Raw genomic sequence first — 25,631 nt, forward strand, 5'->3', positions numbered from 1 at the left:
GACTCATATGCTTTTGGAGGTCGCCTCAAGGACTCAATACGCCTGATAGGCTTGTTATTAATTAACGGCGCTATATTTTGCAAGAAAGTTGCGTTCGTCTGAACAAAGACCATAGGAGGCACCAAACAATGAACGATGCATGCGCTACATGCAGGCTCATGCATGGAGACATCGCAACAGTCAGAGGAAGATGCGGATGCCACAAGTACTGACTCTTCCTGCATAGAATGAGGAGACATCGTGTGTGGTTGGCTCACTGGCATAACGATGTTGCTCACTATTACAATAAGCGTCAACAGAATATTCAATGCCAATTTATTCCTGACTACCATGGTAATGCTCGCTCTCCTTTATCTGTTGATATGACAGGACAACATAAATATAGTTCAATGAGCATGGTCATTTAACTCATTAATGCTGCAGATTTAATACTAACCCAAACTTGAAGACCTGTTTCTAACTGCAAAGCATGTAACGACATCTGAGTAATTTGAGCCAATATTAGTACACCCTTTAAGTTGACTTGTATCGTTGCAAGAGCCGACTCTGAGGCAGAGGTGATTTTTGTGATGTGGCCGACATAATTATTCAGTAATGTTGAATCAACGGGTTGTGACAAGCTTAAGCTTACTTGATTTGCTTGGATAAAGAGTTTCGTTGGTTCACCGACTAAGCGATTGCAATTGGGAATCAAAACATCGCCAAATGTCGTGGTCACTCGACATAGTTTCCATTGTTCTAGCTGCTCAGACACGCTACCCGATACCGCCGATCCTAAACGGCCAAATTCCGGCGCGGTGATATTTACCCGCTCAAGAACCTCGTTGATATGCCCTTGCGTCTGAACACGACCATCCTGTAAGTAGACGACTCTGTCAGAAATACGAGCCGCCTCTTCAATCGAGTGCGTTACGTAGAGAATCGGTATATCTGTTTCGCGGGCCAGCGCTTCAATGTAAGGCAAAACCTCTTGCTTACGCTGCGTATCCAATGCCGCTAATGGCTCATCCATCATCAACAAAGCAGGCTTTCTGAAAATTGCACGCGCAATGGCGACGCGCTGCCTTTCTCCCCCCGAAAGCTGCTCTGGGCGTCGCTCAAGCAAACCTTCAATGCCTAACAACCCTATTAAGTGAACTTGCTCATCCAGTGAGCTCTTAGCAACGGAGCGTATCAGGGCGAACTCTAAGTTCTGTTTAACGGTTAAGTGAGGGAATAAACTAGGCTCCTGAAACACATAAGCTAGCGAGCGTTTATGTACTGGGAGGGAATACGTTGAAGACTGCCAGCATACGTCACCCACTTGAATATGGCCGCAAGCGGCTTTCTCAAGCCCTGCAATAGATCGTAGCAAGGTTGTCTTGCCAGAGCCCGACGCCCCCATCAGAACGGTTACACCAGCCAGAGGAGTTTGTATCGACACGTCAAGAGCGAAGTGACCAGCTCGATCTAGCTTTAAAGCAACGTCAAGCAGCGATTCATGGTTCATTCTCATTGCATTGCTCCATGTGGAACATTCCGTTTATGACGTAAACCATATAACAACAGCAAAACTATAAACGAAAACGCAAGCATCAATGCCGCTAAGCCATGAGCCTCAACATACTCTAGCGCTTCAACATGGTCATACATCTGTACAGCAATGACGCGTGTTTCGTTTGGAATGTTACCGCCAATCATCAATACAATACCGAACTCCCCAACAGTATGCGCAAACGTCAGTACGGCAGCGGAAAATATTCCAGGTTTTAGAAGTGGTAAAGCAACATTGAAGAAACGATCTAGAGGCCCCGCGCCCAACGTTGCAGCGACCTCCATCGGGCGGTCACCTAATTGCTCCACGGCATTCTGAATGGGATAAACAGCAAACGGCAGAGAGTACACAATGGAAGCAACGACCAACCCCCAGAATGTAAAAGGCAGCAATCCGATGCCCAAAGATTGTGTTAACTGCCCCACCCAGCCATTGGGGCCCATAGCTAGAAGCAAATAGAACCCCAATACAGTAGGCGGCAAAATAAGAGGAAGAGAGAATAATGCAGCAATCGGCGCCTTGAACTTGGAAGATGTACGACCTAACCACCATGCGAGTGGCGTAGCGATCACTAGTAATAGTAACGTAACCGTGGACGCTAGTTTTAGCGTGAGCCAAATTGCTTGCAAGTCTTCTTCTGTCAGATGCACGTAGTGTCCATTACTCTATTTTATAACCATAGGATTGAATGATTTTCTGAGCACTATTAGATCTCAGATAATCTAAAAAAGCTTGTGCCGTGGCATTACGTTCAGCGCCTTTCACTATTATCGCATCTTGTTTAATCGGCAGATAAAACTCATCAGGCACAATCCACGCCGAACCTTGAGTGATTTTATGGTTCTCAGTGATTTGAGACAAGGCGACGAAGCCAATATCAGCGTTTAACGTGTCGACATACTGATACGTCTGAGCAATATTAACGCCCTTGACCCACTTTGTACGGGTTTTATCTACCAGCTCTAATGTCTCCAGAGTCTGAAGCGCTGCAAGCCCATAAGGTGCTAACTTAGGGTTCGCCAACGCCAGTCGATTGAAGCTGTCTTCATCCAACACTTTGCCCAGTGGATCTACTTTTTGAGGATCTTTAGACCACAACACCAATTGGCCTTCTGCATAAGTAAATTGCGTGTCAGCAATCGCCATTCCTTCATCTGCGAGCCGTTTGGGCTTCGCTTGGTCAGCAGACAAAAAGACTTCGTAAGGCGCACCATTTGCAATTTGTGCGTAGAACTTGCCAGAAGAGCCAAACGATAATTCAACCTTATTCTGCGTGTCCTGCTCAAAATTCTTAGCAATTTCTTTTATCGGGTGGGTAAAATTGGACGCAACGGCAACCTTTATCACCTCCGCTGACACCATAGACGAAGACATAAGCACCACTGAGGCGAAACCGATTTTCAAAGCATTCGCAATCGACACGTATTCACTCCTTTTCCAATCTATCAATACTGTCTATTAGCATACTGACCCGTTTTGACGCGCTAAAGCTAAAAATGTCTACCAATCAAGGAAGTTTGTGAAATAAGAAGTCAGTCTTGCATAAACGAAACTAATGAAAGTCTCTGGAAGGCACCAAGCCATGCCAGTCTTGGGAGCTTTCTTCCGAATTCAGCAAACTCTGCCAAGCCGCTGTTCTATCAATTAACTGGCCAGCTATGATATGTGTGACATTGTTTTCACGCTCTAAAATACCATGTACCTCTAAAAGCGTCGCACCTAAATACGCTTGGCGTTGAGCCTTGGCGGTCGCCAACCAAACAACAATGTTACAATTTCCAAATTCGTCTTCTAACGTAATAAACGTCACGCCTGAAGCCGTACCTGGGCGCTGTCGGCCCGTGACAATTCCCGCTACTCGAACCAAGCTGCCATGATTTAATTGAGCAAGCTCATTAGAAGGCGTGCAACGCCTACAAGCCCCTCGCTCTCGAATAAGAGACATGAGGTGTCTTCCTAACGTCAGCCCTAATCGTCTAAGTTCTTCTTGAGTTGTTTGAACGGGGGTGGGTGATTCGAAGCAAACCTCTGAAGAGGATTGATTCAGTTCAAAGGGTAAATGCGTCGGCAATTGGTGCCCAAGCATCTGCCACCTAACTTGATGTCGATTACCTGCCAGTGTTTCAAAAGCTCCAGCGGATGCTAATGCTTCGCGCTCTGAAGTGTTAATGGATACTCTGTCTAAAAAGTCATGGATACTCTCAAAGGGTCGATTCGAACGCGCATTCAGGAGTAACTGCACCGCTTGCTTACTCAAGCCATTCACGAGACGAAACCCTATCCGCAACATCCCATTACCTCCTTGAGAATGATCCACTATGTGATCCCAGAAGCTTGCATTGACACAGACAGGCAACACGGTTCCAGCGTGACGCTGAAGGTCTTGAATCAACTGTGACGGAGAATAAAAACCCATCGGGTAACTGTTTTGCAAGGCACAACAAAAAATGACCGGCTCATGGCATTTTAACCAAGCGGAAAAATACACCAGCAGTGCAAAGCTGGCCGCATGGGATTCTGGAAAACCATACTCGCCAAACCCACGAATTTGCAGACAAAGTCGATCTGCAAACTCATTAGAGTACCCTCGCTCAAGCATGCCCGCTTTTAACTTCTCTTCAAATGGCTTTAACTGCCCTGTTCGCTTCCAAGCCCCCATAGCTCGACGTAATTGATCCGCTTCACCTGAGCTAAATCCTCCGGCCACCATTGCCAGTTTAATAACTTGTTCTTGAAAGATGGGGACCCCAAGCGTTCTCTCTAATACCCGTTTTACCTCTGCACTTGGGTAGCTCACCAAGGTCGGGTCACTACGCCGTTGGAGATAAGGATGCACCATCCCGCCTTGAATAGGCCCAGGTCTGACAATAGCGACCTGTACGACTAAATCATAAAAACAAGTAGGTTTAAGTCTCGGTAGCATACTCATTTGCGCCCGAGACTCCACTTGGAACACACCAACACTGTCCCCGTTTTGCAACATGGCATACGTCTCAGCATCCTCTCTTGGAATGCATTCAAGAGTCCAAGCTTGTCCAGTTTTTTCACAGAGCATGCTCATCGATCGTTTTATTGCTGATAACATCCCTAATGCCAAGACGTCAATTTTCAAGAGCCCTAAGCTTTCCAAGTCATTTTTATCCCACTGAATGATGGTTCTGCCTTCCATCGCAGCGTTTTCAGTGGGAACTAGCTCATCGACCCGCTCGCTGGCGATCACGAAGCCTCCTACGTGTTGGGATAGATGACGGGGGAAATCGAGTATCTCCGCAGTCAAGTCAACAAACATAGAGTAGATTACGCTGTTATCAGGCCCCAATTTTCTTAACTGCTTCAGCCAATGAACCTCTTGATCTCGACGATCCAACTGCTGTATTAATCGAGACAAGTAATGCTCGTCGTAACCCAATGCTTTACCCACATCTTTGATCGCGCTTTTAGCTCGGTAGCGAATAACGGTAGCCGCCAATGCAGCCCGCTCGCGGCCATACCTTTGGTAAATATACTGGATAACCTCTTCTCGTCGATGGTGTTCGAAATCGACATCAATATCAGGCGGCTCATTGCGCTCTTTAGACAAAAAGCGTTCAAACAGTAAGTTGCCATTTTCAGGATTCACTTCCGTAATATGTAAACAGAAACAAATGGCAGAATTCGCCGCCGAGCCCCGCCCTTGGCATAAAATATCGCGCGAACGAGCGAACTTAACCAAATCCCAAACCGTTAGGAAGTAATGCTCATACCGTAAATGTGCAATGATATCTAACTCATGTTGAATTTGTTGTAAGATGAAAGGCGGTATGCCATTAGGGTAACGCTTATTCGCTCCCTCATTAATTGCCTTGATAAGATAATCATGCGCCGTCCACCCTTCTGGCACCAAATCTTTTGGGTACTCATAACGCAACTCCGACATAGAAAAGTTGCATCGATTGGCAATCACCACACTTTGATCTAAATATTCTTTTTTATATAAGCTCATTAGTTTATTCGGTGAACGCAGGTGACTTTCCCCATTACTCGCCTGACGCCCTGCTAATTGCTCTACACTGGTTCGAAGCTTAATCGCCGTCAAAACATCCCGTAGTGGCTGCCGCGCTGGAACATGCATATCAACGCTTCCTACGGCCACGATGGGAATTCCCTGCCAGTGCCTGATATCTTCTATGTATGTTTGTATCACCCTGTCATCCGCCATTAGCGGGCGCTGTAAGCCAAGCCAGATGCGGTTTGCAAAAGCACGTTTGAAGCGTTGAAACAAAGGCAAGAAGACTTGATCAGAGTCGTTTGCGCAAACTTTTCTCGAAGGGATGACAATACTTAAACAGTGCTTAATTGAACTGAGCACGTCATCGGGTTGTATGAGATAAGAGCCTTTGGGTGCCTGACGCCGAGCAGTAGAGATTAATAAAGAGAGCTCTTTATAGGCCGCGATATTCGGCACCAACAACACCAGCGTAAAGGTATCAAAGCGAAACTCACTGCCGACAATCAGTGGGAAATCGGTTTGTTTGGATGCGGCGTATGCTCTCCCGAGACCCGCGAACGAGCACTCATCCGTAATCGCTAACGCTTGATATCCTAGATATTGAGCACGCTCAATTAACTCTTCAGGATGAGATGCACCGCGTTGGAATGTGAAATTTGATAGGCAATGTAGCTCTGCATAATCGAATGTTGACTCCTTCATGACTACGAAAACCAACCATGTAAGTACCAGTGGCCTTTATCATTTCGGAATACCCATGCGATTCGCTGATCTCCCCACAGCACTTTGTAATAGTCTCTTCGCTCAAGCTGACCACGATTTTTCCACCATGCAGTACTGACTCTTTCAGGCCCTTCTATAACCCTGAATTGCGAGGAATCTATCTGAGTTGGACAAACAAGTAACCACTGAGGGCGGCTGCAAGTATGTGGGCTAGAAGGGAGCTTACTCTGTGTGTAAGGCTGTTTGATCACGTCTGTTGCTACAACAGGCACGTACTCCGCATAATGCTCGGGCAAGTGCTCCCCTGTTATAGAAGGAGATTTAATGACGTCTTCGCCTAATCGCGCTTGGATTCGACTAATAAACAATGCAGCACTTTGTCGATCGTTCGCAACGGTATCGAATAAATCCTGATTGCTTTCAATGCTTGCTTCAAGAGAACCTGAAAAAACAACCATGGTTCGAATGGGCGCAGGAAGGCATAGCGTACTGAGTTTTAACTCTATGAGCTCTAGCCACAGGCTTGCATCATCACTGCCTAAGTCATGTTTTATCTCAAGCGTAATCTCTGATGCCTGATCTTCTATTGTCCAAGCTGGCGTGAGCTTTATAGTGAGCTCATAGAGCTTTTGTCTGTGACGACGCAGAAAAGTGGACAAGGCTTGAGTCACATTTTTTAATGGGAATATTAATCCAAGACTATGTTCTACTTCTCGGTCGAACTCGATCTCACGATGGAACGACTCCGGCATCTGATAAACATCGATCGGCTCAACGATAGTACCAATCGCTTTACCAAACTGCTGATATAGTCCATCACCTAAATGCTTTCGAATCAACACACTGGGTAATCGATATAACTCATCCAGCGTTTTTAAACCTAATCCTGACAAACGACTAAGCTGCTTTTTATCCCAACGTGTTGCTGACAGCGGAACTTTATCTAGCCATTGGATCAGTGGAATAGGTACCTCTGTCAGCTTCTCATTCACAATGAGATCGTATTGATCGCCTGCTTGAGATCGCCATTGTGCTAACAAGGCAGTTGGCCCCAGCGCTAAATTATGATGACTGACCCAATCCTTTGCGCAGCTACGTACCGATCTTGCAATAGACTGGAGGCTGCCAAAATATTTCAACATTGACTTCACTTCGATCACGACGCAATCTGGCGGTCTAATCGAAACCGTCCCCGAGAACTCCCCCAAAGATTGCGCAAGACTTTCAAGCAATGCTTTTGTCTGTTTAGCGTCACTTGATAAGACCTCGAGTGTAGGAGCGAGCGTAAATGCCAAAGTTAAAGGGATACCGGGGTTAACACCCAAAGATTTAGCTGCGTCATTAGCTTGGCTGACCTTCGAATCATGCTTTTGTGCCACGACAAAGGGGGCCTCTACTCCCATCACCGACAAAGCATCCATCTCAATACAAGGACATGAAATCGCTAACCACATCGAGGTATCACTGCTTTATTATTTGTATGGGAGTGTCTGCTTTGCCTGGATCAATAAGCGCTCCTAATTTGATTGGGATCGGCGAGCTAGACCACCCGCCTCTTCGCTTGATGATCTTAATCTGCGCTCGTTGAGAACCTCTGTGCTCAAGCAGCAAACGATAAGGAGCGGGTGACGATTGATCTTTAACACGCAGCGACCTGATCGATATCCCCAAGCAATCGCCTTGTTTTGCTGCTAATTGAAGCTTGCGAAGTGCTGTATCGGAGGTCTTATCGTTATGCCACATAAACACTGCAAAGCAGTGCCCTTCAAGTAGACATTGCTGTTGTAGCCAAAGAGATTGTTTATCTCCTTTTGGTGACAGCAGCCATATTTGTTGGGGCTTAACGCCTTGAGCGACAAAACAGGACACGGAAGGTAAAAAAGGTGGATTAATAAACGCCACTTTTTTATCTGTGCTTTTGGCCATCCTACCTAACCACGGTAAAAACAGCGATAACTCACCAACGCCATGGTTTTCCAACAATAGTTCAATCACGCAACGAGTCGGCCACCCTTTAATCAACAACTCCTGATCCAAACTATCAAAACCGGTGGATCTGTTGCTATCCGCATAGTGCGAAGCAAAATCGTCGGCATAACCTGCTTTCCACACTATGCCTTGTTGCTCTAGAGTTTGAATTGTTTTCATCTGCCAAAACCAAATATACTGTACATATATACAGTATATTTAATTCTCACACTTCTGCAATCCTCTTAGCCTTTCATGGGCACATAAAAAAGGGAGCCGAAGCTCCCTTTTACATTCCACTCAACGCAACATGCGTTAAACTTTTAATTTCCACTGTACTGATTTGCCCGCATAGAAAGGTACGATCGACTCTTGAGAAGGCAGCATAATTGAATCAGGAACTACCCACTCATCTCGCACTAAAGTAACGGTATCTGTATTACGCGGCAGACCATAAAAATCAGGGCCATGAAGACTTGCAAAGCCTTCAAGCTTATCTAGAGCATTTAGCTCATCAAACACCTGAGCATACAACTCAATGGCAGACCAAGCACTGTAACATCCTGCACAACCACAACCAGATTCTTTACGGTGCTGGGCATGAGGGGCTGAATCTGTGCCTAAAAAAAAGCGAGAAGAACCAGACTGCACAGCAGCACGCAGTGCCTCTTGATGAGTTGAGCGCTTAAGTACCGGCAAACAATAATTATGCGGGCGAATACCGCCATCTAACATGTCATTACGATTAAGCATCAAGTGCTGAGGTGTAATGGTTGCTGCCACGCCTTCACGTGCGGACATAACAAATTCTGCGGCATCTTTTGTCGTGATATGTTCAAACACAACTTTTAGATGTGGAATCTTATCTACTATCTTCACCAAGTGCTGATCAATGAATTCTTTTTCTCGGTCAAAAATGTCGATGTGTTTTTGCGTCACTTCTCCATGAACCAGTAGCAACATACCTTCATTGGCAAGAGCTTCGAATACCGGATAAAGTGAATCCAAAGAGCTTACACCAGAGTCAGAGTTAGTCGTAGCACCTGCAGGGTACATTTTCGCAGCGACTACGCCTGCCGCTTTAGCATCACGAATATCTTCTACACTCGTCTTATCCGTCAAATACAACGTCATCAAAGGCGTAAACTCAACACCTTCTGGAATGGCTGCTTCTATGCGTTCACGATATGCGCTAGCGAGCTCTGCTGTCGTGACAGGTGGAACCAAGTTTGGCATAACGATAGCACGCGCGAAGCAACGCGCCGTTGCTGGCACAGTTTCTTGAAGCATGTCGCCATCACGAAAATGAAGATGCCAATCATCTGGCCGAAGAATAGTAATCTGATCCATATTGAACCTGTTTTATATAGTGGTAAAAATGAAAGCTTTTAAAGGTATCCACGATACTTATCTTGCAATGATAAAAATTCATGCGGCTAAACGGAAGCAATAAAGCACAGTTTAGTTAGGGATGAGAAATCAAATCGTTTGGTCATACAATGTACTGAAATTTAGACAAATAAAAGCCGAGCTAAGCTCGGCTTTTTATGTTTCTTTTATTTTGCTCTAGGACGTGGCTTGCGATCTTTATTAAAAGCTCGAGGCTTACGATCACTATTGCTTGGTCTACGACGAGTATTAGCAGATGGAGCAGCTCTCTCCAATGCATTCTCATCGACATTTTCAACTTCTGTAATGTCAGATCGTTGACCACAAATACGCGTCTTAGCAAGCTTACCAATAACTTGCTTACTCATATTCGCAGGTAAATCAACCGTCGCAAAATCTTCAAAAATCTCAATATGTCCAATTAGCTTACTGTCTACATCAGCTTCATTGGCAATCGCACCAACAATGTTACCAGGCTTGACGCCATCACGGTAACCCACTTTAAGAAGGTAACGCTTCATTTCTAAAGATGGATTATCTTTCAGAGGCATTGCTTCTTTTGTTAAATTGCGCGGCTTGCGTGGCGCGCCACGATCGCCTCTATCACCACGGTCATTACCGCGTTCTTGACGCTCTCGTGGTTTAAACTCTACTTCTTTAAGGATCAAAGGTGTTTTACCTTGAGCCATATAAGCCAACGCTGCAGCAACCTTAGTTGGATCAACTTCGTTGTCCTTCTGGTAGCCTTCCATTAACTCTATAAAGAAGTCTAGGTCTTGATTATCAATAGTGTCAGTAATGCGCTGCTTAAAACGTGCAATACGCTGTTCATTGATATCTGAAGCAGTCGGTAGCTGCATGCGTTCAATGGTTTGACGTGTAGCTCGTTCAATCTGCTGCAACATACGACGTTCACGGTGACCAACAAACAAAATCGCTGTACCTAAACGTCCTGCACGACCAGTACGACCTATACGATGCACATAGGACTCTGTATCGTAAGGGATATCGTAGTTTACTACATGGCTTACACGTTCAACGTCAAGTCCACGCGCAACGACATCTGTCGCCACAAGAATATCGATTTGACCTTTCTTGATACGCTCCACCGTACGCTCACGCAAATTCTGACTAATATCACCATTTAGCGCTTCACATGCATGGCCTCGAGCAGTTAGCTTTTCAGCAAGCTCTACCGTTGCAGCTTTCGTACGAACAAAAATAATCATGCCGTCGTGCTCGTTCATTTCTAGAATACGCGTTAACGCATCCAGCTTATGAAGGCCGCTCACTTGCCAATATTTTTGTGTAATCGTCATCGCAGTCGATGTTTTAGTCTGAATTTTGACTTCTTTCGGATTGTTTAAGTGCTGATTAGCAACCTTACGAATCACAGAAGGCATTGTTGCAGAAAATAATGCGATTTGACGTGTTTTAGGGGTGTGTTCAAGAATCCATTCAACGTCATCGATAAAGCCCATCCGAAGCATTTCATCCGCTTCATCAAGAACTAACGCTTGCAAACCGTCAAGTTGCAAGGTTTTACGACGAATATGATCCATTACACGACCTGGTGTACCTACAACAACTTGGGTACCACGCTTTAATTGGCGTAGCTGAGAGTCGTAGGACATACCACCGTAGATCGGCAGGACATGGAAATCTGGAATATGGCGAGCATAGCTCTGAAAAGCTTCTGATACCTGAATCGCCAACTCACGTGTCGGCGCCAACACCAATAACTGTGGTGTTTTATTTGCCACATCAATGCGTGAAAGCAGTGGCAAAGCGAATGCGGCTGTCTTACCCGTACCTGTCTGCGCTTGACCAAGAAGGTCGTGCCCTTCTAACAAAAATGGAATACTTTGCGCTTGAATGGCGGAAGGTTGTTCATAACCTAGTTCACTAACCGCTTTAAGGACTGGGGCGGATAAACCCAAAGAATCAAAAGTAGGCTGAATATCAGCGTCAGACATGTAGATTGTAACCTTTAAATAGGATGGTAGACGTGCGCGATTCGCACTGAGAAAACAATCGCGCATTCTACTGTATAAGCACACATATATCCACACAAAAAACCAAACATGCTTATTTCAACTATGTTTCCTTGTTTTGATCGTGCGCTTTCGAATCAATCATAATGGCTAACCAATACATGCGTGGACTAGCCTCCAGTGCAATTTTAATAATAATAGTCAAAGGAATAGATAAAAGCATTCCCACAGGACCAAAGACCCATCCCCAAAGAATTAACGACAGGAACACCACAAGTGGCGATAGACCGACGCCCCGCCCCATGAATTTGGGTTCAATAAAATTCCCCATAATAAGATTCACTGCTAAGAACCCTAATCCAGTTAAGCCTGCATGAAGGCTCCCTAGCTGTACAAACGCCAAAAGAACGGCTGGGACGGCCGCAATAATTGATCCAATATTCGGGATAAAATTTAACAGAAATGCGCTCACTCCCCACAAAATAGGAAAGTCCACACCTAAGAACCAAAGCCACAGACCTATAATTAACCCCGTGGCCAAGCTAATAAGTGTTTTAATCATAAGGTACCGATTAACCGTGTCGATAAACTGATTAACCTTATCCATGGAATTTGTCGCATCACCTAATGCATACGCCAGTTTTTTAGGAACTTCTGCCGCTTCAAATAAGATAAATACAACCGTCATGATGACCAAAAACATATTAGTCAGCACACTTCCAAGGCTCGTCAATGTATTGGTAAACAAGCTCATCAACGCCGAAGGATCGGCATAATCACGAATTTGCTGATAAGAAATATTAATGCCAAATGTGCTTAACTTTTCCAGTAAGCCAGACATTTCAACGCCGAAACGCTCCCGATACGTTGGCAATTGTTTCGTGAAATCATCAAGCGAAGCACCTACTAACAAGCCTACAAACGTTAAACAAATCATAATCAAAACTACGATTACGATAATTGATAGCCATGTGGGAATATTACGGCGACTAAGCGTGCCCAGTAGAGGCGTACAAATAATCGCAATAAACACTGATAACATGAAAGGAACTACGATTTGCGAAGCAGCCTTCAACCCAGCAATAATCAGCACAAATGCGGCAACGCCCACTAGCCAAAACAATCCCTTATTTTCTTTCATTTAATCCTCTTAGAGCCTCTGCATTTACTGGTTTAGTAGGGATAAATACTCTGCGCATAATCTGCAAGATCTTGTAGCATGATTCGTTTGCTGTCCGCTAAAGATTCATCCATCGCTAATTCATTTAACCTATTAAAGTAAGCCTGCATAGTAATAGACCCACTACCATCACTCTCTAATAATCGTATTCTCCGGTATTCTTCCCACTCTTCTCGCTGCTGCGCATTCAACTGCTCGGGACAATTTCTAGCAATATAGCGTGTAAACATTTCAGGCAAACGTCTATCATCAAACGTCATCTCAAGCTCACCAAGAATGTCGTTTGGTGTTTGTCGAATCTCCTCCATCCTTTGCTTGTCATCACGTGAGAAAAAACCACCGCTATAAAGCATAAGATCTGGATCTTTGTCTATTTGGTCGTATTCCTGCATGAAGATTTGGGTAAGTTTCGCCGCCAGCCCAGAGGCTTGCTTTATTTTAGCCAAGTTCGCTCGACAAATTGAGCCATCCAGTCCTAACCTATTTACAACACCTTGGTCCTTTAAGAATGTCGCGGGCGCGACAGCAGGACACTTATTGAGGTGGATCACTTTTAACGGCAATCGTTCAACGTCACCAAGTAGTTCTTTCGAACTAAAAACGCGCTCACGTATCTGTTCAACGGATAAATCAATCAGCGGCTGCGCATCACACATTAAGTCATAAACAATGATGCCATTCTTGTTTGTGGGATGAGGCGCTACAGGCGCAACGAACGCTGCAAACTTTCGCTCCTGCCCAAACATGCCCGATATGTGTAAGAAGGGTTTCATGCGAATGGGATCAATAAACTGCTGCAACGATGCTTTGTCTCGCATCGAATAATAGTAATCGAATAACTTAGGTTGCTTCGCTTTAATCAGCTTCGCAAGTGCGATCGTGCCATGCACATCTGAGAGAGCATCATGTGCTTGTTCATGGGCGATGCCATTTGCTTTGGTAAGATCCTCTAGCTTAAAAGAGTAGCTGCCATCTTCTTTCTTCGGCCATTCGATTCCTTCCGGTCTCATGGCGTATGCCATCCGAACTAGGTCAATAATATCCCAGCGAGAACACCCATTTTGCCATTCACGTGCATAGGGATCGATAAAGTTGCGGTAAAAACTATGTCGAACGACTTCATCGTCAAACCGTAATGTGTTGTAGCCAAGTGAACAGGTCCCAGGCATAGCCAGTTCTGCCTCAATCTGAGCGAGAAATTGGGCTTCAGGCAGCCCCTCTCTATTAGCGTCTTGAGGAGTGATACCCGTCAATAAACAGGCATCAGGATGCGGTAATACATCTTCGGCTAACTTACAGTACAACATGATGGGATCGCCAATCGGATTGAACTCAAGGTCTGTACGAATGCCAGCAAATTGCATCGGCCTATCTTTTGCGGGATCAACACCGGTGGTCTCAAAGTCGTACCAAAAAAATGAGGTGGTCGCGCTCTTACTCACAAATAATTCCTGTTCGCTTCGGTTAAATTCAGTATTATACGCATCTAGACAAGAACTTGGCGATGAAGGAGCATTCATGTCATCACCTCCAGCTCAATGCCCATGTGGCTCAGCAGCCCCATACGAAATGTGTTGTGGAATGTACCATAATAATCCTGGCACCGCGCCTACAGCAGAGGCTCTGATGCGCTCACGCTATACGGCATTTGCGTTGAACAAGTTCGATTACATTGCCGAAACACAAAAACTACAATCTGACCCGAAGCAAAGCGCTGATGCTATTGAAGACAGCAATGGTGCAACACAATGGGTTCGATTAACTATTGAAGATGTCCAAGAAGGCTCAGAAAAAGATAATTCAGGCATGGTTGCGTTTAGCGCGCACTTCAAAGAAGGAAAAAATACGGGGCGACTTAGCGAACGTTCGTTGTTCGAAAAACATGATGGCAGCTGGTATTACATAGCAGGAGAACATGAAGTTCAGGGTAATACGCCTCATGTTATTCCAAAAGAAAATAAAATTGGCAGAAACGATCCATGCTACTGCGGTTCGGGTAAAAAATTTAAAAAGTGCTGCGGGTGATCATTGATCACCCTTCGCATCCCACAGCTTCTTAATGGCACGGATATCCGCATCTTGAGCAATAAAAACCTCCACCAGCGAAGGATCAAAATGCGAGCCGGCATTTTCACGAATGTACTGATACGCATCTTCAATTGACCAAGCCTTTTTGTATGGTCTTTCCATTGTCAGTGCATCAAACACATCTGCCAATGCAACAATGCGCGCGGTAAGAGGAATTGCCTCCCCTTTCAATCCCTTAGGATAACCAGAGCCATCCCATCTCTCATGATGAGCCATCGCGATTTCTGCTGCCATATCAAACAACGGAGATTGACTTTTACCCAATATCTCTGCCCCGATCTCAGGATGACGCTTCATGGTTTCCCATTCTTCAGGGGTAAGCTTTCTAGGAGCCTTTAGAATGGAATCAGGAATGCCGATTTTGCCAGTATCATGCATAGGGGCAGCGAGCCGAATACGTTCAGCCTCCTCATCATCCAGCCCCATTTTACTGGCTAACAATGCGCTGTAATCAGCCATTCGCCACATATGAGAGCCAGTATCTTCATCGTTATAGGTACCCGCCTCACTAAGCATTTTGACCGCAGCGACCAGAGCTTCTTTCAACTGCTCAGTACGCTGATCTATGATAAGTTTATTGCGCTTATCTTGCTGAGCCAAAGCAATATGATTATTCACGCGAGCAAGCGTCGTTAACGGTGTGATAGGCTTGGTAATAAAATCCACCGCACCGGCTTCAAAGCCTTTCTTTTCATCATCCACCGATGTCATGGCGGTAATAAAAATGACCGGTATGTGTGATGTTTTGGGGTTGCGCTTGATCTCGGCGCATACTTCAAAACCATTCATCTCTGGCATCATGATATCAAGTAGAATGAGGTCCGGTAGCTTTGAACTAATACTCTTAAGTGCCATAGGCCCACTTTTCGCGACACGAACTTCATAACGCTTTGATAAAATACCTCTGAGGATATCAATGTTATCCGGCATATCATCCACGACTAAGACGCTTTTCGGCGACTCATTTGAATCATGAGCAATGAGCGCCTCATTCATATAATCTAAATCGAACATAACCCCAACGCTCCTGTGTTTTTGGAGTTCTAAAACAATACGTGATGAGCCATAATCTAAGGCCTAGCTCTTCCCGCTTAAAAACCGATCAATTTTCTCAATCGCAAGATCATAGTCGTAGCTTCTAATAAAGCCTTGTATTTCCAACAACTCTGCGCTGCCCGACATGTCCTCCTGCTTCATCAGCGCCAAAAGATGACCTTCTATATCTGCCACCCCCATTTCTAAGTCACCGCGAAGTTGCTGAATGGCGGCCAACGACGCATCGGAAATATTTTTCGTTTTTGGTATTAAAGGGACTACCTTTTGCTCACTCGCGGCTTGTGTCTCAGAACCTTTTAAATATAGCTGAATTTTAGACCATAGCTCATCAGCTGATTCTTCTATTCGCGCGCAATAAACACTACTTTCAGGTGCAGTTGCCTCTTGAGCCTCGGCTAGGGATTGTTCAAACTTTGAGACTTCTAATGCGAACGCTTCGCCACCGATATTCGCGGCAGCACCTTTTATGCTGTGAAGTTCATACGTAGTTGTAGGGATACTTTGCTTGTTTTGGCGCGCACTGGTGTAAGGCTTTAACAGACCAAGAAAGCGCGTCAACATATCGCGATAATGGCTCTCATCATTGCTGAAACGATATAAACCTAACTCAGGAGAAAATACCTTAGCAACATTCAGTGAATTTTCTGAATGCAAATTGTCGACAGATTGCTCTACCAGCCAATGTTCAAGTTTATTAAGCAACAAAAGAGGATCGAGTGGCTTAGTAAGAAAATCGTTCATTCCTGCCTGCAACGCATGTTCACGATCCGTATCCAAAGCTCCAGCTGTTAAAGCCAATATGGGAGGACTTTGTTCACCCAAAGACTGAAGTATCGCTTGAGTTGCCTGATAACCATCCATATTTGGCATTTGCACATCCATTAGAATCAGATCAAATGTTTCTTTTTCAGCCGCAGCTACCGCCTCCACACCATCTTGAGCCTTTACAACGAGAACTCCGAGTTTTTCTAATAGCGCGGTCGCAATCTCTGAGTTCACAACATTATCTTCTGCCAATAGTATTTTTCTGCCGAGCAAACTATCGCACTCATGATATTGCGCCAGCACATCGTCTTTTTGAGTAACGACTTGGCCTTCTTTTGATAGCCGTTTTACATACGTATTGAGTTTAGTTGGCGTCAGCAAGCCAAGTCGTGACCAAGAATAGGCCAACACTTCGTCTGTCTTACGTCCTAAAACAAGCAATCGACCCGCAAATTCAAGGTGTAATCGTTTTTGTTCTGAACGATCAAGTTGTTGTGCATATTCGTCAGCTAACACTAATAATTTGGGGCCCTTTAGTGATGCATAATCCCCCCAATACTGAAACGATATATTTAATGAGTCTAATTGGTCTGTAGCAATTCTATCGTCAGGCAGACAAAATAGTTGGGGAAACTTTGCGGCAGCTCGCTGGCTATTAGCCGTATCCAGCGCCACCTTCACATAAAACGCTGTGCCTACTCCAACTTCGCTATCAAAGGTAATTTCACCGCCCATTAATTCAACTAAACGCTTAGAAATACCTAAACCTAAACCTGTCCCGCCATATAATCGTGTTGTGCTGGTATCGGCTTGGCTAAACCCTGCAAATATGTCATTTTCCGTTTGAATACCTATACCCGTGTCCCTAACCACAAACGTATAACCGTTCTGGTCGGAATGCATATGCAGGGTTACGCTGCCTTGATGAGTAAACTTAACTGCGTTGCCAACAATATTAACGAGAACTTGCCTTAGCCGCGTGGCATCACCCACTAGTTCGGATGCGATATCAAACTCTCTTGACACAATCAGCTTCAGTCCTTTCTCTTCAGCGCTAGCTCGGCACGTTTCGTAGGTATATTCAAGCACGTCGTCAATGGAGAATGGTGCGCTTTCTAATTGAACTTTACCCGCTTCGACTTTTGAAAAGTCTAAAATATCATTGATAATTAACAGCAAATTGTTAGCAGAAGTCTGAATTTTATTAATATAGCTACGCTGCTTAGGCTGTAAATCCGTATCGAGCACAAGGTGCGACATACCTAAAATAGCGTTCATTGGAGTGCGAATCTCGTGACTCATTGTCGCTAAAAAATCTGATTTTGCTCTCGTTGCTGCCTGAGCAGCCAGCGCAGTTTGTTGTAACTCATTGGCAAGCGCCTTCGTTTTTTGATACGAATGCAAACTTAATCGGACTTGTCTAACTAACATGGCGATAATAACCATCATCGTCAGCGTCAATAGTGCTACCAACACACCTAGATAACTAAATCTCAGCAACATATCATTTCGGGCAGCTACCTTTTCAGCGGATCGACTGGCTAAATTATCTAACACAACTTGTTCAGAAACCTTTAGAACGGACTGAACTAGCTCAGAGACTTTTTCAACATCAATGTGGCCAAGAGCATTCAGAAAAAGCTCGCTATCTATCGCGTTGAGATGTTGACGAATTTCCTTTCTACGAACCTCTGCGTTCGGCACCTGACTAAATAACTGCTTCAACTGGCCTTCTGAAACGATGTTTAATCGGCTATACAAGATATCAAAGCGTAACTGAGCCTCTTCCAACCTTGATGGATCATTGGGGCTATCAGCCAAAAGCCGCACAGCGTTATGTAATTTCAGCGCTTCTCGGTCTAACTGATACGACGCCCACAACGCATCTTCTTCGGATGCAGAAAGCAGCTCAGACTGACGATCTATGAGTTGTAAATACAGCAACACAACCACTATTAAAAAAACTAAAGCAGTTGACACCAAGACCCATAAAAAAACCCTAGCACGGGATGTCCTAATAGCGTTCATTAACGTCCCTCTAATGACGGCCGATAAACTTACTCAACCGTAATGGATTTAACCTGCCATACAGAGCGATTGTGAATGACTTCATTATCTAACGAACGATCACTATCAAAGGGATAGAGCATAAAAATAGGTCCTTTCTCCCTTACCGACATCGCTTTACCGTTCATATTCATTGCCATCAAAACGCCTAATTCGTATGCATCTTCCACAGGCATTTTCGCGCTATAATCATTAAGCGCAGTTATCACCAATGTTTGTCCGTCCGCACCGACTGCATCGAGCAACGCCGACAACTTGGGGCCTGTAAAGGTATTGACTCCTTCCGTCCAAGGCGTACTGGTCACCAAGGTAACTTCGCCGAGATCATTTAGCATCGCCTTATCGAACGCCGCTTCACCTGACGCAGTATTGGCAACCGATATATTTCCTTTTACGTTTAGTATCACCCTGCCATTCGGCTTGTCTAATGCAAACGATTCTGCCGCACCAAGAACCGCTCCAACAGCCAATAAAGATTTAATAATTTGTGGTGCCATTTTCATGAGTTTGCTCTCCAACAGGTCGCTGCAAATGAAGGTAGTATAAACATCTTCCTCAACTTTAAATCCGATGGTTACCATTCTTTACCGAAACACAACTCACGCATACGCAATGCCTGCGTTAGATACACTATACAAAATTTTCATACCTTATTAATTCGGATTCAAAATTGTTGAAGTTCCCCGCCACTAAAAGTATCTTACGTGTCACTTGTAATAAAATGACAAACTAAGCATGTTGAGCACCCGACATGCCCAGCGATATAACGGACCCCATCAATGAATTCCATTACTCTAGGCCCTTTAACCTCCGCAAATGGCGAGATCCAAATACCTGGATCTAAAAGCCTTTCTAATCGTATTTTACTGCTAGCAACACTTGCGAAGGGCACAACGAAAATCACTAACCTTCTAGACAGCGACGACATTCGTCACATGCTTAACGCACTCAAGGAAATGGGGGTTCGTTTTTCTCTTGAGGATCAAGGTCAAACATGTGTATTAGAAGGCAATGGCGGACCTCTAAGCGTTAACCAAGCAGACCTATTTTTGGGGAATGCTGGTACAGCAATGCGTCCTCTAACTGCAGCTTTGTGTCTGGGTCAAGGCGAGTTCCGATTGCACGGTGAACCGCGCATGCACGAACGCCCTATTGGAGATTTAGTTGATTCACTGCAAGCACTTGGTGCTGATATTGAATACCAAAAAGAAACAAACTACCCACCACTTTTAATCAAGGCGAACGGCCTAAATGGGGGCGAGGTCTCGATAAAAGGGAACATTTCTAGCCAATTTTTAACGGCACTGTTGATGAGCGCGCCGCTGGCAAAATCGGACTTACGTATAAATGTTGACGGAGAGCTCGTCTCTAAGCCTTATATAGATATCACTTTACATGCCATGAAGCAGTTTGGGGTCAATGTTGAAAACCTTGATTACCAAGCATTTGTGATCAAAGGGAACCAGACCTATCAATCTCCAGGCGAGATCATGGTAGAGGGTGATGCGTCATCTGCCTCCTACTTCCTAGCTGCCGCAGCGATTGCTGGCGGTAAGATAAAAGTGCATGGTGTAGGAACAGAGAGTGTTCAAGGGGATGTTAAGTTTGCAGAAGTATTGGAAAAAATGGGCGCTAAAATCACCTATGGCCCAACTTGGGTAGCCGCTGAGAAAGGTGAGTTAAACGGCATCGACATGGATATGAATCACATTCCTGATGCAGCAATGACCATTGCAACCACCGCACTATTCGCTGAAGGTCCAACCACCATTCGAAATATTTATAACTGGCGAGTCAAAGAAACGGATCGTCTCTATGCGATGGCAACAGAGCTAAAAAAACTGGGCGCTAACGTGGTTGAAGGAGACGATTACATTACGGTCGAGCCGTGTTCAGACCTTCAACACGTAGCAATCGATACATACAATGACCATCGAATCGCGATGTGCTTCTCTTTAATAGCATTCTCCAATACGGCGGTCACAATCAATGATCCAGAGTGTACCTCCAAGACTTTCCCTACCTACTTTTCGTTGTTTGAGAGTATTTCGGGCTAACTTCTAGCCAATACTAGGCCAAGTAGGAATGTCTTGGTCTAGTATTGAAGTCAGCTTCTGCAATCGCTCTGGGCTAACAAAACTGATAAGTTACTGATATAAAGTACAATCCTTGCCCTTGGCCAAGCTTTTTGGACAGTCGACATATGAACGCACCGCTTCCACTTATCGATAACTTAGAACACTTACCTAATCCTTACACACAATACCCAACCATCTTGAACAACCTAAAAGCTGGGGTAAGACAGCTTGAAGACCCTGACTATGCGCGCGACCTTCAATTAGCACTGTGCTTCATCTACAGCTACAACGGCTCCCAAGCCACCTTCAATTCCTATCGTCGAGAAGTGGAAAGACTTTTACTTTGGTCGTGGTATGTCAAACACACACCCGCAACCACACTTAAGCGTGATGAAATAGAAGAGTTTATACATTTTTGCAACACCCCGCCCGAATCTTGGATTGGTATCAAAAACGTCGCGCGTTTCAAAAATCACATGGGAGAGCGAGTCCCTAATGACGAATGGCGGCCATATGTTGCTCACGTGTCCAAACTTGATTTTCGCAATGGCCAAATCCCTTTATCCGAGAAATATAGCCTGTCTCAGGCTGCGATACGTGCGACATTTTCAATACTGTCTTCTTACTACGGCTTTCTAATGCAAGAAGAAGCTGTGCAGCAAAACCCAGTTGCTCTGATCCGCCAAAAAAGCAAGTTTGTTAAAAAGGAAGTTACTCGACGCCAAGTTAGAAGAATCTCCAACTTACAGTGGGATTACGTGATAGAAACTGCTGAATTATTAGCTGAAGAAGATCCAGCCATGCACGAGCGCACTCTTTTTATCATGAATGCGTTACTCGGTATGTATCTACGAATCTCAGAACTGGTCGCAGATGAGCGCTCCGCACCAACCATGGGCGACTTTATCAAAGATACAGACGGCAACTGGTGGTTTAAAGTCCTTTCTAAAGGTAATAAAGAGAGATTAGTCAGCGTCTCGGATGAGATGCTCAATGCATTAATACGTTACCGGCGTTTTAGACAATTACCTGACTTACCTACCGTAGCGGAGCCAACACCGGTCATTCCCAAAAACCGCGGACAAGGCGCCATGACCAGCTCACGCCAAGTTCGGAATATCGTACAACACTGCTTCGATCAAGCGTACTACCGCATGTGTGATGATGGCCATAAATCAGATGCGGATGATCTACGCGTTGCGACAGTGCACTGGTTACGCCATACAGGCATATCAGAAGACGTTAAAGTTAGACCAAAAGAGCATGTCAGAGAAGACGCAGGGCATTCCAGTATGGCGACAACGGATAAATATATAGACACCGAATATCGAGAAAGACACGCAAGTGGCCGAAAAAAAACACTTCGCCCTCATTAGTTCGTGGAATGATGCCAACGCTCTAGGCTTTTCTCGTCAATAGTTTTGGCATCGACCCAGTTAGACTGGCCATTCGCCGTTTCTTTTTTCCAAAACGCAGCGCGACTCTTCAAGTAGTCCATAATAAAATCACAGGCTGAGAAGGCTTCTGCTCGATGGGAGGAAGCAACACCAACAAACACTATCTGATCATCGATTGATAATTCGCCAACCCGATGAACAACTTTAACAGCCAATAGCGGCCATCTAGCGCGAGCTTCATCAACAATGCTCTGAATATTGCGTTCAGTCATTCCTGGGTAATGCTCTAAAAAAAAGGAACCGTTACCCACCTCTTCATTAAACTGTCTCACTCGCCCAACAAACATCGCGACAGCTCCCGTTTTGTTGGCAACACAGAGAGAGTCATACAAAGCTTGAACATTGAAGTCTTCTTGTTGAACACTGATTTCCATCCTTTCTACCCCCCTGTCACTGGAGGGAAAAACGCGACCTCTTGCACCGCAGTTGGCTCTATCTCATCTGTGTCACGCGCAAACTCGAAATCAATCGATGATTTGATATTAGGTTCTAACAATTGTGGAGCGCTCAATTGATCCGCTAACAATTGTTTTAGCTGGGCAACTGTTAAAACACTCTGCACTTCACACTTAGCACTGGGCAGACCTATTGAATCTTTCAAGGCCCCAAAAAAAACCACATTAACGATCGACATCTGCACTACTCCAAGAACCGCTTTTTCCACCATGTTTTTCCAACAGCTGGGTATTCTGTATCACAATACCTTTATCTACAGCCTTACACATGTCATAAAGCGTCAACGCAGCCACGGTTACACCCGTTAACGCCTCCATTTCGACTCCGGTCACACCTTTTAATGAGCACGTACACAATATTTCAATAGAAACCTTATCCACTACATTAATATCAACACTCACTTTGGTGAGCATCAACGGATGACAAAGGGGGATCAAATCAGATGTCTTCTTAGCTGCTTGAATTCCTGCGATACGAGCGGTAGCGAGCACGTCTCCTTTCGGCAACCCTCCCTCCATCAACTTCGTTAATGTTTCAGGCTGCATCACCACCAAGGATCGTGCTGTGGCCGTTCGTTTTGTCACCTGCTTGGCACTCACATCGACCATATGCGCATGACCTTGATCATCCAAATGCGTAAAAGACTCACTCATTATCGTCAACACCCAGTTATAAAAGGTCCTATAATCGCAAAACAGTCGCTGAAATCAAACCGTTAAAACAGCCCGCTTTGTCATTAAATAGGTTAACGGGCATAATGCCTTTAATATGGATGCATGCGACAACTCTCTATGAGCATTATTGACGACTTTAACGTTTTAGAATTATCTACCAATGCTACCGAGCAGGAAGCAAAGGCTGCTTACCGTCGTTTAGCGCGACGCTATCATCCCGATAAAAATCCTAACCTTGATACGACTGAGCATTTCCAACGAATTCATGATGCCTATCAAAATGTACTGCAAGCCATTAAGCGCTCAAATGGCCAAAGCTGGCAACCCTACTCCTTTACAGAGCATGTGACACCTAGCCCGAATTCCGAGTCTGGCTTCGAATTCAAAAGTGACGCAAAACAACGAGCGTATGTAAAAGAACAACAACGTGCTTATCAGGATATGAAGCGCAGCAATGCAGAGCAAGAACGAGCCAAAGAGGAAGCGCTTAATAAAGCTAGAAATACTCTGCACGAAAGGAGAATGAAAGCTCTGTACGAGGAAATGAGAAAAGCGGATAGCCAAATCGCCCGCGAACAACCTACAGAGTTTACGCAAGCATCTTCTGACAACTTCGATCACGCACATCATTTCCAATACGATACGGGAGAGACTGGACCAAGCAATGCACAACAGAATACCGAAGACCATCCAGCAACGCGCCCCTATCGACTTTACGCAGCCAAAGCAGCATTTGTTGCCTGTAGCTATTTGACTGTGTTTGCAGCAGGCATATACTCAGCCAATTATTTCGATACCGTCAGTAATTCAGCAAAACCTTCCATTTCCTATATAAGCGGCCTATATCCACAGTTCCGCCAAGGCACTGGCTACACCCTAGAACAAACCAGACTGTTCACAGAGCCCAGCATCACATCAACAATAAAAACCAGCATTCCAAAAATGACCGATGTAACAGTTGTGACAATAGAAAGCGATTGGCTCACGCTCTCCTACAACAATACGACAGGCTGGGCCAAGGCAGAAAATTTAGGCTTTGGAAGCGCCCTACATGCAAAACAAACAGGTTGTATTGGACAACCTGGCCTAGCGCCTCGACATGGGACGCTTATTGGCAACGTCCAAGGCAGTAGCCGTCTTAGAATTCTAAATCAACTCTCTACGCCTTCACTGCTAGTATTCCAATCACTTGACGGCCAGCCCCCCTTTTCTATTTATCTACAAGCCGGCCAACCTCTTGCTGCCAATTCCATCCCAAGAGGGAGCTATAGATTGGTGTTAGAAAGCGGTTCGCTGTATCATTCCGCCTGCCACAAATTCCTGTTTAACGAGCAGTCTAGGGTGCTATTGGACAAAGTCGATTTCGCCAGTACAGAGCAGTCCCTCACGCTTCGGAATTTAGTAAATCCATAACCCTTGTATATGAGTCTTTAACCACATGCTCAGCAATGTCCGCATCGTTCTTATCAACACTTTCCATCCAGGTAATATTGGCGCTATTGCACGTGCCATGAAAAATATGGGGCTTAGCAACCTTTATTTGGTCGACCCTAACGATTATCCATCTGATGAGGCGACAAGTCGTGCCGCTGGCGCAGTCGATCTTCTAGAGAACGCTACTGTCGTGAGCTCACTTGAAGACGCCATTGCTGATTGCAGCCTAGTAATTGGCACCAGTGCTCGACACCGAACGTTTCAACTACCAATAATGAACGCACGCGAATGTGCTGAAGCGGTGATCCCTGAAGCAAAAGACCATAACATTGCCATTTTGTTTGGCCGAGAGACAATGGGATTGCTAAATGAAGAAATTGCTCAGTGCCATCGGCAAGTGTACATAGACGCTAATGATGAGTACCCGGTTTTAAACATTTCTCAAGCGGTACAAATCGTTGCTTACGAAATATGGATGGCCCATCAAAATGAATCAGTACAGATAAAGTCGACGCCAGAATATCCACGTAAGAAAGAAATGGACCTGTTTTACGAGCACTTAGAAGAAACTCTATACGGCATTAACTTTATAGTCCGAAATCACCCCGGAAAAGTACTCGACAAGCTAAAACGATTCTTTAATAGATCTAGACCAGAAAAACAGGAACTTGGCATTCTACGTGGTGTACTAGCAGCAGTAGACAGAGAGGCAGGATTAAACGACGGCATGAGCCATGAGGCTAAAAAGAATGCCGACAACTCGCAACAATAATACCTACA

22 protein-coding genes are annotated in these 25,631 nt (G+C 44.9%); 6 read left to right on the forward strand and 16 right to left on the reverse strand.

What is annotated here, in order from left to right:
• Window positions 1-242 precede the first annotated feature (242 nt).
• Window positions 243-407, forward strand: coding sequence for a hypothetical protein (locus DN730_RS19045; RefSeq protein ID WP_158541166.1), 165 nt, complete (start codon window positions 243-245; stop codon window positions 405-407).
• Here the strand turns inward: DN730_RS19045 and modC are convergent.
• The 10 genes from modC to sbcB all read right to left on the reverse strand — a co-directional run bounded on the left by modC (window position 404) and on the right by sbcB (window position 14,296).
• Entirely contained in the window at window positions 404-1,495 is a 1,092-nt protein-coding gene (modC, locus tag DN730_RS03115) for a molybdenum ABC transporter ATP-binding protein (RefSeq protein WP_115466633.1), read from the reverse strand. The genes DN730_RS19045 and modC overlap by 4 nt on opposite strands.
• Window positions 1,492-2,184, reverse strand: coding sequence for a molybdate ABC transporter permease subunit (gene modB / locus DN730_RS03120; protein ID WP_115466634.1), 693 nt, complete (start codon window positions 2,182-2,184; stop codon window positions 1,492-1,494). Before modB ends, modC begins: the two co-directional genes overlap by 4 nt.
• Before the next feature lie 10 nt (window positions 2,185-2,194).
• A complete protein-coding gene (gene modA, locus DN730_RS03125) occupies window positions 2,195-2,956 on the reverse strand; it encodes a molybdate ABC transporter substrate-binding protein (protein ID WP_245957875.1) in 762 nt (253 codons plus the stop codon).
• 130 nt (window positions 2,957-3,086) lie between these two features.
• A complete protein-coding gene (locus DN730_RS03130) occupies window positions 3,087-6,224 on the reverse strand; it encodes an error-prone DNA polymerase (RefSeq protein ID WP_115466635.1) in 3,138 nt (1,045 codons plus the stop codon).
• A 2-nt stretch (window positions 6,225-6,226) separates the two neighbouring features.
• Entirely contained in the window at window positions 6,227-7,699 is a 1,473-nt protein-coding gene (locus DN730_RS03135; RefSeq protein ID WP_115466636.1) for a Y-family DNA polymerase, read from the reverse strand.
• A gap of 7 nt (window positions 7,700-7,706) precedes the next feature.
• Window positions 7,707-8,393 carry a translesion DNA synthesis-associated protein ImuA gene (imuA, locus tag DN730_RS03140; protein ID WP_115466637.1) on the reverse strand — a complete coding sequence of 229 codons (687 nt, stop codon included), beginning with the start codon at window positions 8,391-8,393 and terminating at the stop codon, window positions 7,707-7,709.
• 135 nt (window positions 8,394-8,528) lie between these two features.
• Window positions 8,529-9,563, reverse strand: a complete 1,035-nt coding sequence (pyrC, locus tag DN730_RS03145) for a dihydroorotase (protein WP_115466638.1) — start codon at window positions 9,561-9,563, stop codon at window positions 8,529-8,531.
• Between the two features lie 206 nt (window positions 9,564-9,769).
• On the reverse strand, window positions 9,770-11,578 hold the full coding sequence (locus tag DN730_RS03150) for a DEAD/DEAH box helicase (protein WP_115466639.1): 1,809 nt from the start codon (window positions 11,576-11,578) through the stop codon (window positions 9,770-9,772).
• A gap of 121 nt (window positions 11,579-11,699) precedes the next feature.
• Window positions 11,700-12,737: an AI-2E family transporter gene (locus DN730_RS03155; protein WP_115466640.1), complete on the reverse strand. Its 1,038-nt coding sequence runs from the start codon at window positions 12,735-12,737 to the stop codon at window positions 11,700-11,702.
• 32 nt (window positions 12,738-12,769) lie between these two features.
• Window positions 12,770-14,296, reverse strand: a complete 1,527-nt coding sequence (sbcB, locus tag DN730_RS03160; protein WP_115466641.1) for an exodeoxyribonuclease I — start codon at window positions 14,294-14,296, stop codon at window positions 12,770-12,772.
• Between sbcB and DN730_RS03165 the strand changes: the two genes are divergently transcribed.
• Complete coding sequence (locus tag DN730_RS03165) at window positions 14,295-14,801, forward strand: YchJ family protein (RefSeq protein WP_245957876.1); 507 nt, start codon at window positions 14,295-14,297, stop codon at window positions 14,799-14,801. The two genes, sbcB and DN730_RS03165, sit on opposite strands and share 2 nt — an antisense overlap.
• Here the strand turns inward: DN730_RS03165 and DN730_RS03170 are convergent, their stop codons facing one another.
• From DN730_RS03170 to DN730_RS03180, 3 genes are all read right to left on the reverse strand, one after another.
• A complete protein-coding gene (locus DN730_RS03170; protein ID WP_211313813.1) occupies window positions 14,802-15,878 on the reverse strand; it encodes an HD domain-containing phosphohydrolase in 1,077 nt (358 codons plus the stop codon).
• A gap of 63 nt (window positions 15,879-15,941) precedes the next feature.
• Window positions 15,942-18,665, reverse strand: a complete 2,724-nt coding sequence (locus DN730_RS03175) for an ATP-binding protein (RefSeq protein WP_158541167.1) — start codon at window positions 18,663-18,665, stop codon at window positions 15,942-15,944.
• Between the two features lie 77 nt (window positions 18,666-18,742).
• A complete protein-coding gene (locus DN730_RS03180) occupies window positions 18,743-19,255 on the reverse strand; it encodes a putative pterin-binding protein (RefSeq protein ID WP_245957877.1) in 513 nt (170 codons plus the stop codon).
• 276 nt (window positions 19,256-19,531) lie between these two features.
• Between DN730_RS03180 and aroA the strand changes: the two genes are divergently transcribed.
• Together aroA and DN730_RS03190 are read left to right on the forward strand one after the other, a co-directional pair.
• Window positions 19,532-20,809, forward strand: a complete 1,278-nt coding sequence (gene aroA, locus DN730_RS03185) for a 3-phosphoshikimate 1-carboxyvinyltransferase (RefSeq protein WP_115466643.1) — start codon at window positions 19,532-19,534, stop codon at window positions 20,807-20,809.
• A gap of 146 nt (window positions 20,810-20,955) precedes the next feature.
• Window positions 20,956-22,206: a tyrosine-type recombinase/integrase gene (locus DN730_RS03190; RefSeq protein WP_115466644.1), complete on the forward strand. Its 1,251-nt coding sequence runs from the start codon at window positions 20,956-20,958 to the stop codon at window positions 22,204-22,206.
• On the opposite strand, the gene DN730_RS03195 is transcribed toward DN730_RS03190, so the two are convergent.
• Genes DN730_RS03195 through moaC form a run of 3 tightly spaced genes read right to left on the reverse strand, consistent with a single transcriptional unit; the run spans window position 22,203 to window position 23,396 of the window.
• Window positions 22,203-22,661, reverse strand: coding sequence for a molybdenum cofactor biosynthesis protein MoaE (locus tag DN730_RS03195; protein WP_115466645.1), 459 nt, complete (start codon window positions 22,659-22,661; stop codon window positions 22,203-22,205). The two genes, DN730_RS03190 and DN730_RS03195, sit on opposite strands and share 4 nt — an antisense overlap.
• A gap of 5 nt (window positions 22,662-22,666) precedes the next feature.
• Window positions 22,667-22,921, reverse strand: a complete 255-nt coding sequence (locus tag DN730_RS03200) for a MoaD/ThiS family protein (RefSeq protein WP_115466646.1) — start codon at window positions 22,919-22,921, stop codon at window positions 22,667-22,669.
• Window positions 22,908-23,396, reverse strand: a complete 489-nt coding sequence (gene moaC / locus DN730_RS03205; protein ID WP_115466647.1) for a cyclic pyranopterin monophosphate synthase MoaC — start codon at window positions 23,394-23,396, stop codon at window positions 22,908-22,910. The genes DN730_RS03200 and moaC overlap by 14 nt, the downstream gene beginning before the upstream one ends.
• 138 nt (window positions 23,397-23,534) lie before the next feature.
• Between moaC and DN730_RS03210 the strand changes: the two genes are divergently transcribed.
• Together DN730_RS03210 and trmJ are read left to right on the forward strand one after the other, a co-directional pair.
• Window positions 23,535-24,830 carry a DnaJ domain-containing protein gene (locus tag DN730_RS03210; protein ID WP_115466648.1) on the forward strand — a complete coding sequence of 432 codons (1,296 nt, stop codon included), beginning with the start codon at window positions 23,535-23,537 and terminating at the stop codon, window positions 24,828-24,830.
• A gap of 25 nt (window positions 24,831-24,855) precedes the next feature.
• Window positions 24,856-25,623, forward strand: a complete 768-nt coding sequence (gene trmJ, locus DN730_RS03215) for a tRNA (cytosine(32)/uridine(32)-2'-O)-methyltransferase TrmJ (RefSeq protein ID WP_115466649.1) — start codon at window positions 24,856-24,858, stop codon at window positions 25,621-25,623.
• Window positions 25,624-25,631 lie beyond the last annotated feature (8 nt).

The sequence above is a fragment of the Marinomonas piezotolerans genome (assembly GCF_003362755.1).
GTDB classification, from domain to species: domain Bacteria; phylum Pseudomonadota; class Gammaproteobacteria; order Pseudomonadales; family Marinomonadaceae; genus Marinomonas; species Marinomonas piezotolerans.

Coding starts and splice junctions, on each gene's coding strand:
- pyrC (WP_115466638.1), bottom strand. CDS start 9,563: ATGGATCAGATTACTATTCTTCGGCCAGATGATTGGCATCTTCATTTT.
- DN730_RS03155 (WP_115466640.1), bottom strand. CDS start 12,737: ATGAAAGAAAATAAGGGATTGTTTTGGCTAGTGGGCGTTGCCGCATTT.
- trmJ (WP_115466649.1), top strand. CDS start 24,856: ATGCTCAGCAATGTCCGCATCGTTCTTATCAACACTTTCCATCCAGGT.
- DN730_RS03135 (WP_115466636.1), bottom strand. CDS start 7,699: ATGTGGTTAGCGATTTCATGTCCTTGTATTGAGATGGATGCTTTGTCG.
- DN730_RS03150 (WP_115466639.1), bottom strand. CDS start 11,578: ATGTCTGACGCTGATATTCAGCCTACTTTTGATTCTTTGGGTTTATCC.
- DN730_RS03200 (WP_115466646.1), bottom strand. CDS start 22,921: ATGTCGATCGTTAATGTGGTTTTTTTTGGGGCCTTGAAAGATTCAATA.
- DN730_RS03130 (WP_115466635.1), bottom strand. CDS start 6,224: ATGAAGGAGTCAACATTCGATTATGCAGAGCTACATTGCCTATCAAAT.
- DN730_RS03165 (WP_245957876.1), top strand. CDS start 14,295: ATGTCATCACCTCCAGCTCAATGCCCATGTGGCTCAGCAGCCCCATAC.
- DN730_RS03210 (WP_115466648.1), top strand. CDS start 23,535: ATGAGCATTATTGACGACTTTAACGTTTTAGAATTATCTACCAATGCT.
- DN730_RS03180 (WP_245957877.1), bottom strand. CDS start 19,255: ATGAAAATGGCACCACAAATTATTAAATCTTTATTGGCTGTTGGAGCG.
- DN730_RS03170 (WP_211313813.1), bottom strand. CDS start 15,878: ATGTTCGATTTAGATTATATGAATGAGGCGCTCATTGCTCATGATTCA.
- imuA (WP_115466637.1), bottom strand. CDS start 8,393: ATGAAAACAATTCAAACTCTAGAGCAACAAGGCATAGTGTGGAAAGCA.
- DN730_RS03190 (WP_115466644.1), top strand. CDS start 20,956: ATGAACGCACCGCTTCCACTTATCGATAACTTAGAACACTTACCTAAT.
- sbcB (WP_115466641.1), bottom strand. CDS start 14,296: ATGAATGCTCCTTCATCGCCAAGTTCTTGTCTAGATGCGTATAATACT.
- DN730_RS03195 (WP_115466645.1), bottom strand. CDS start 22,661: ATGGAAATCAGTGTTCAACAAGAAGACTTCAATGTTCAAGCTTTGTAT.
- modC (WP_115466633.1), bottom strand. CDS start 1,495: ATGAGAATGAACCATGAATCGCTGCTTGACGTTGCTTTAAAGCTAGAT.
- moaC (WP_115466647.1), bottom strand. CDS start 23,396: ATGAGTGAGTCTTTTACGCATTTGGATGATCAAGGTCATGCGCATATG.
- aroA (WP_115466643.1), top strand. CDS start 19,532: ATGAATTCCATTACTCTAGGCCCTTTAACCTCCGCAAATGGCGAGATC.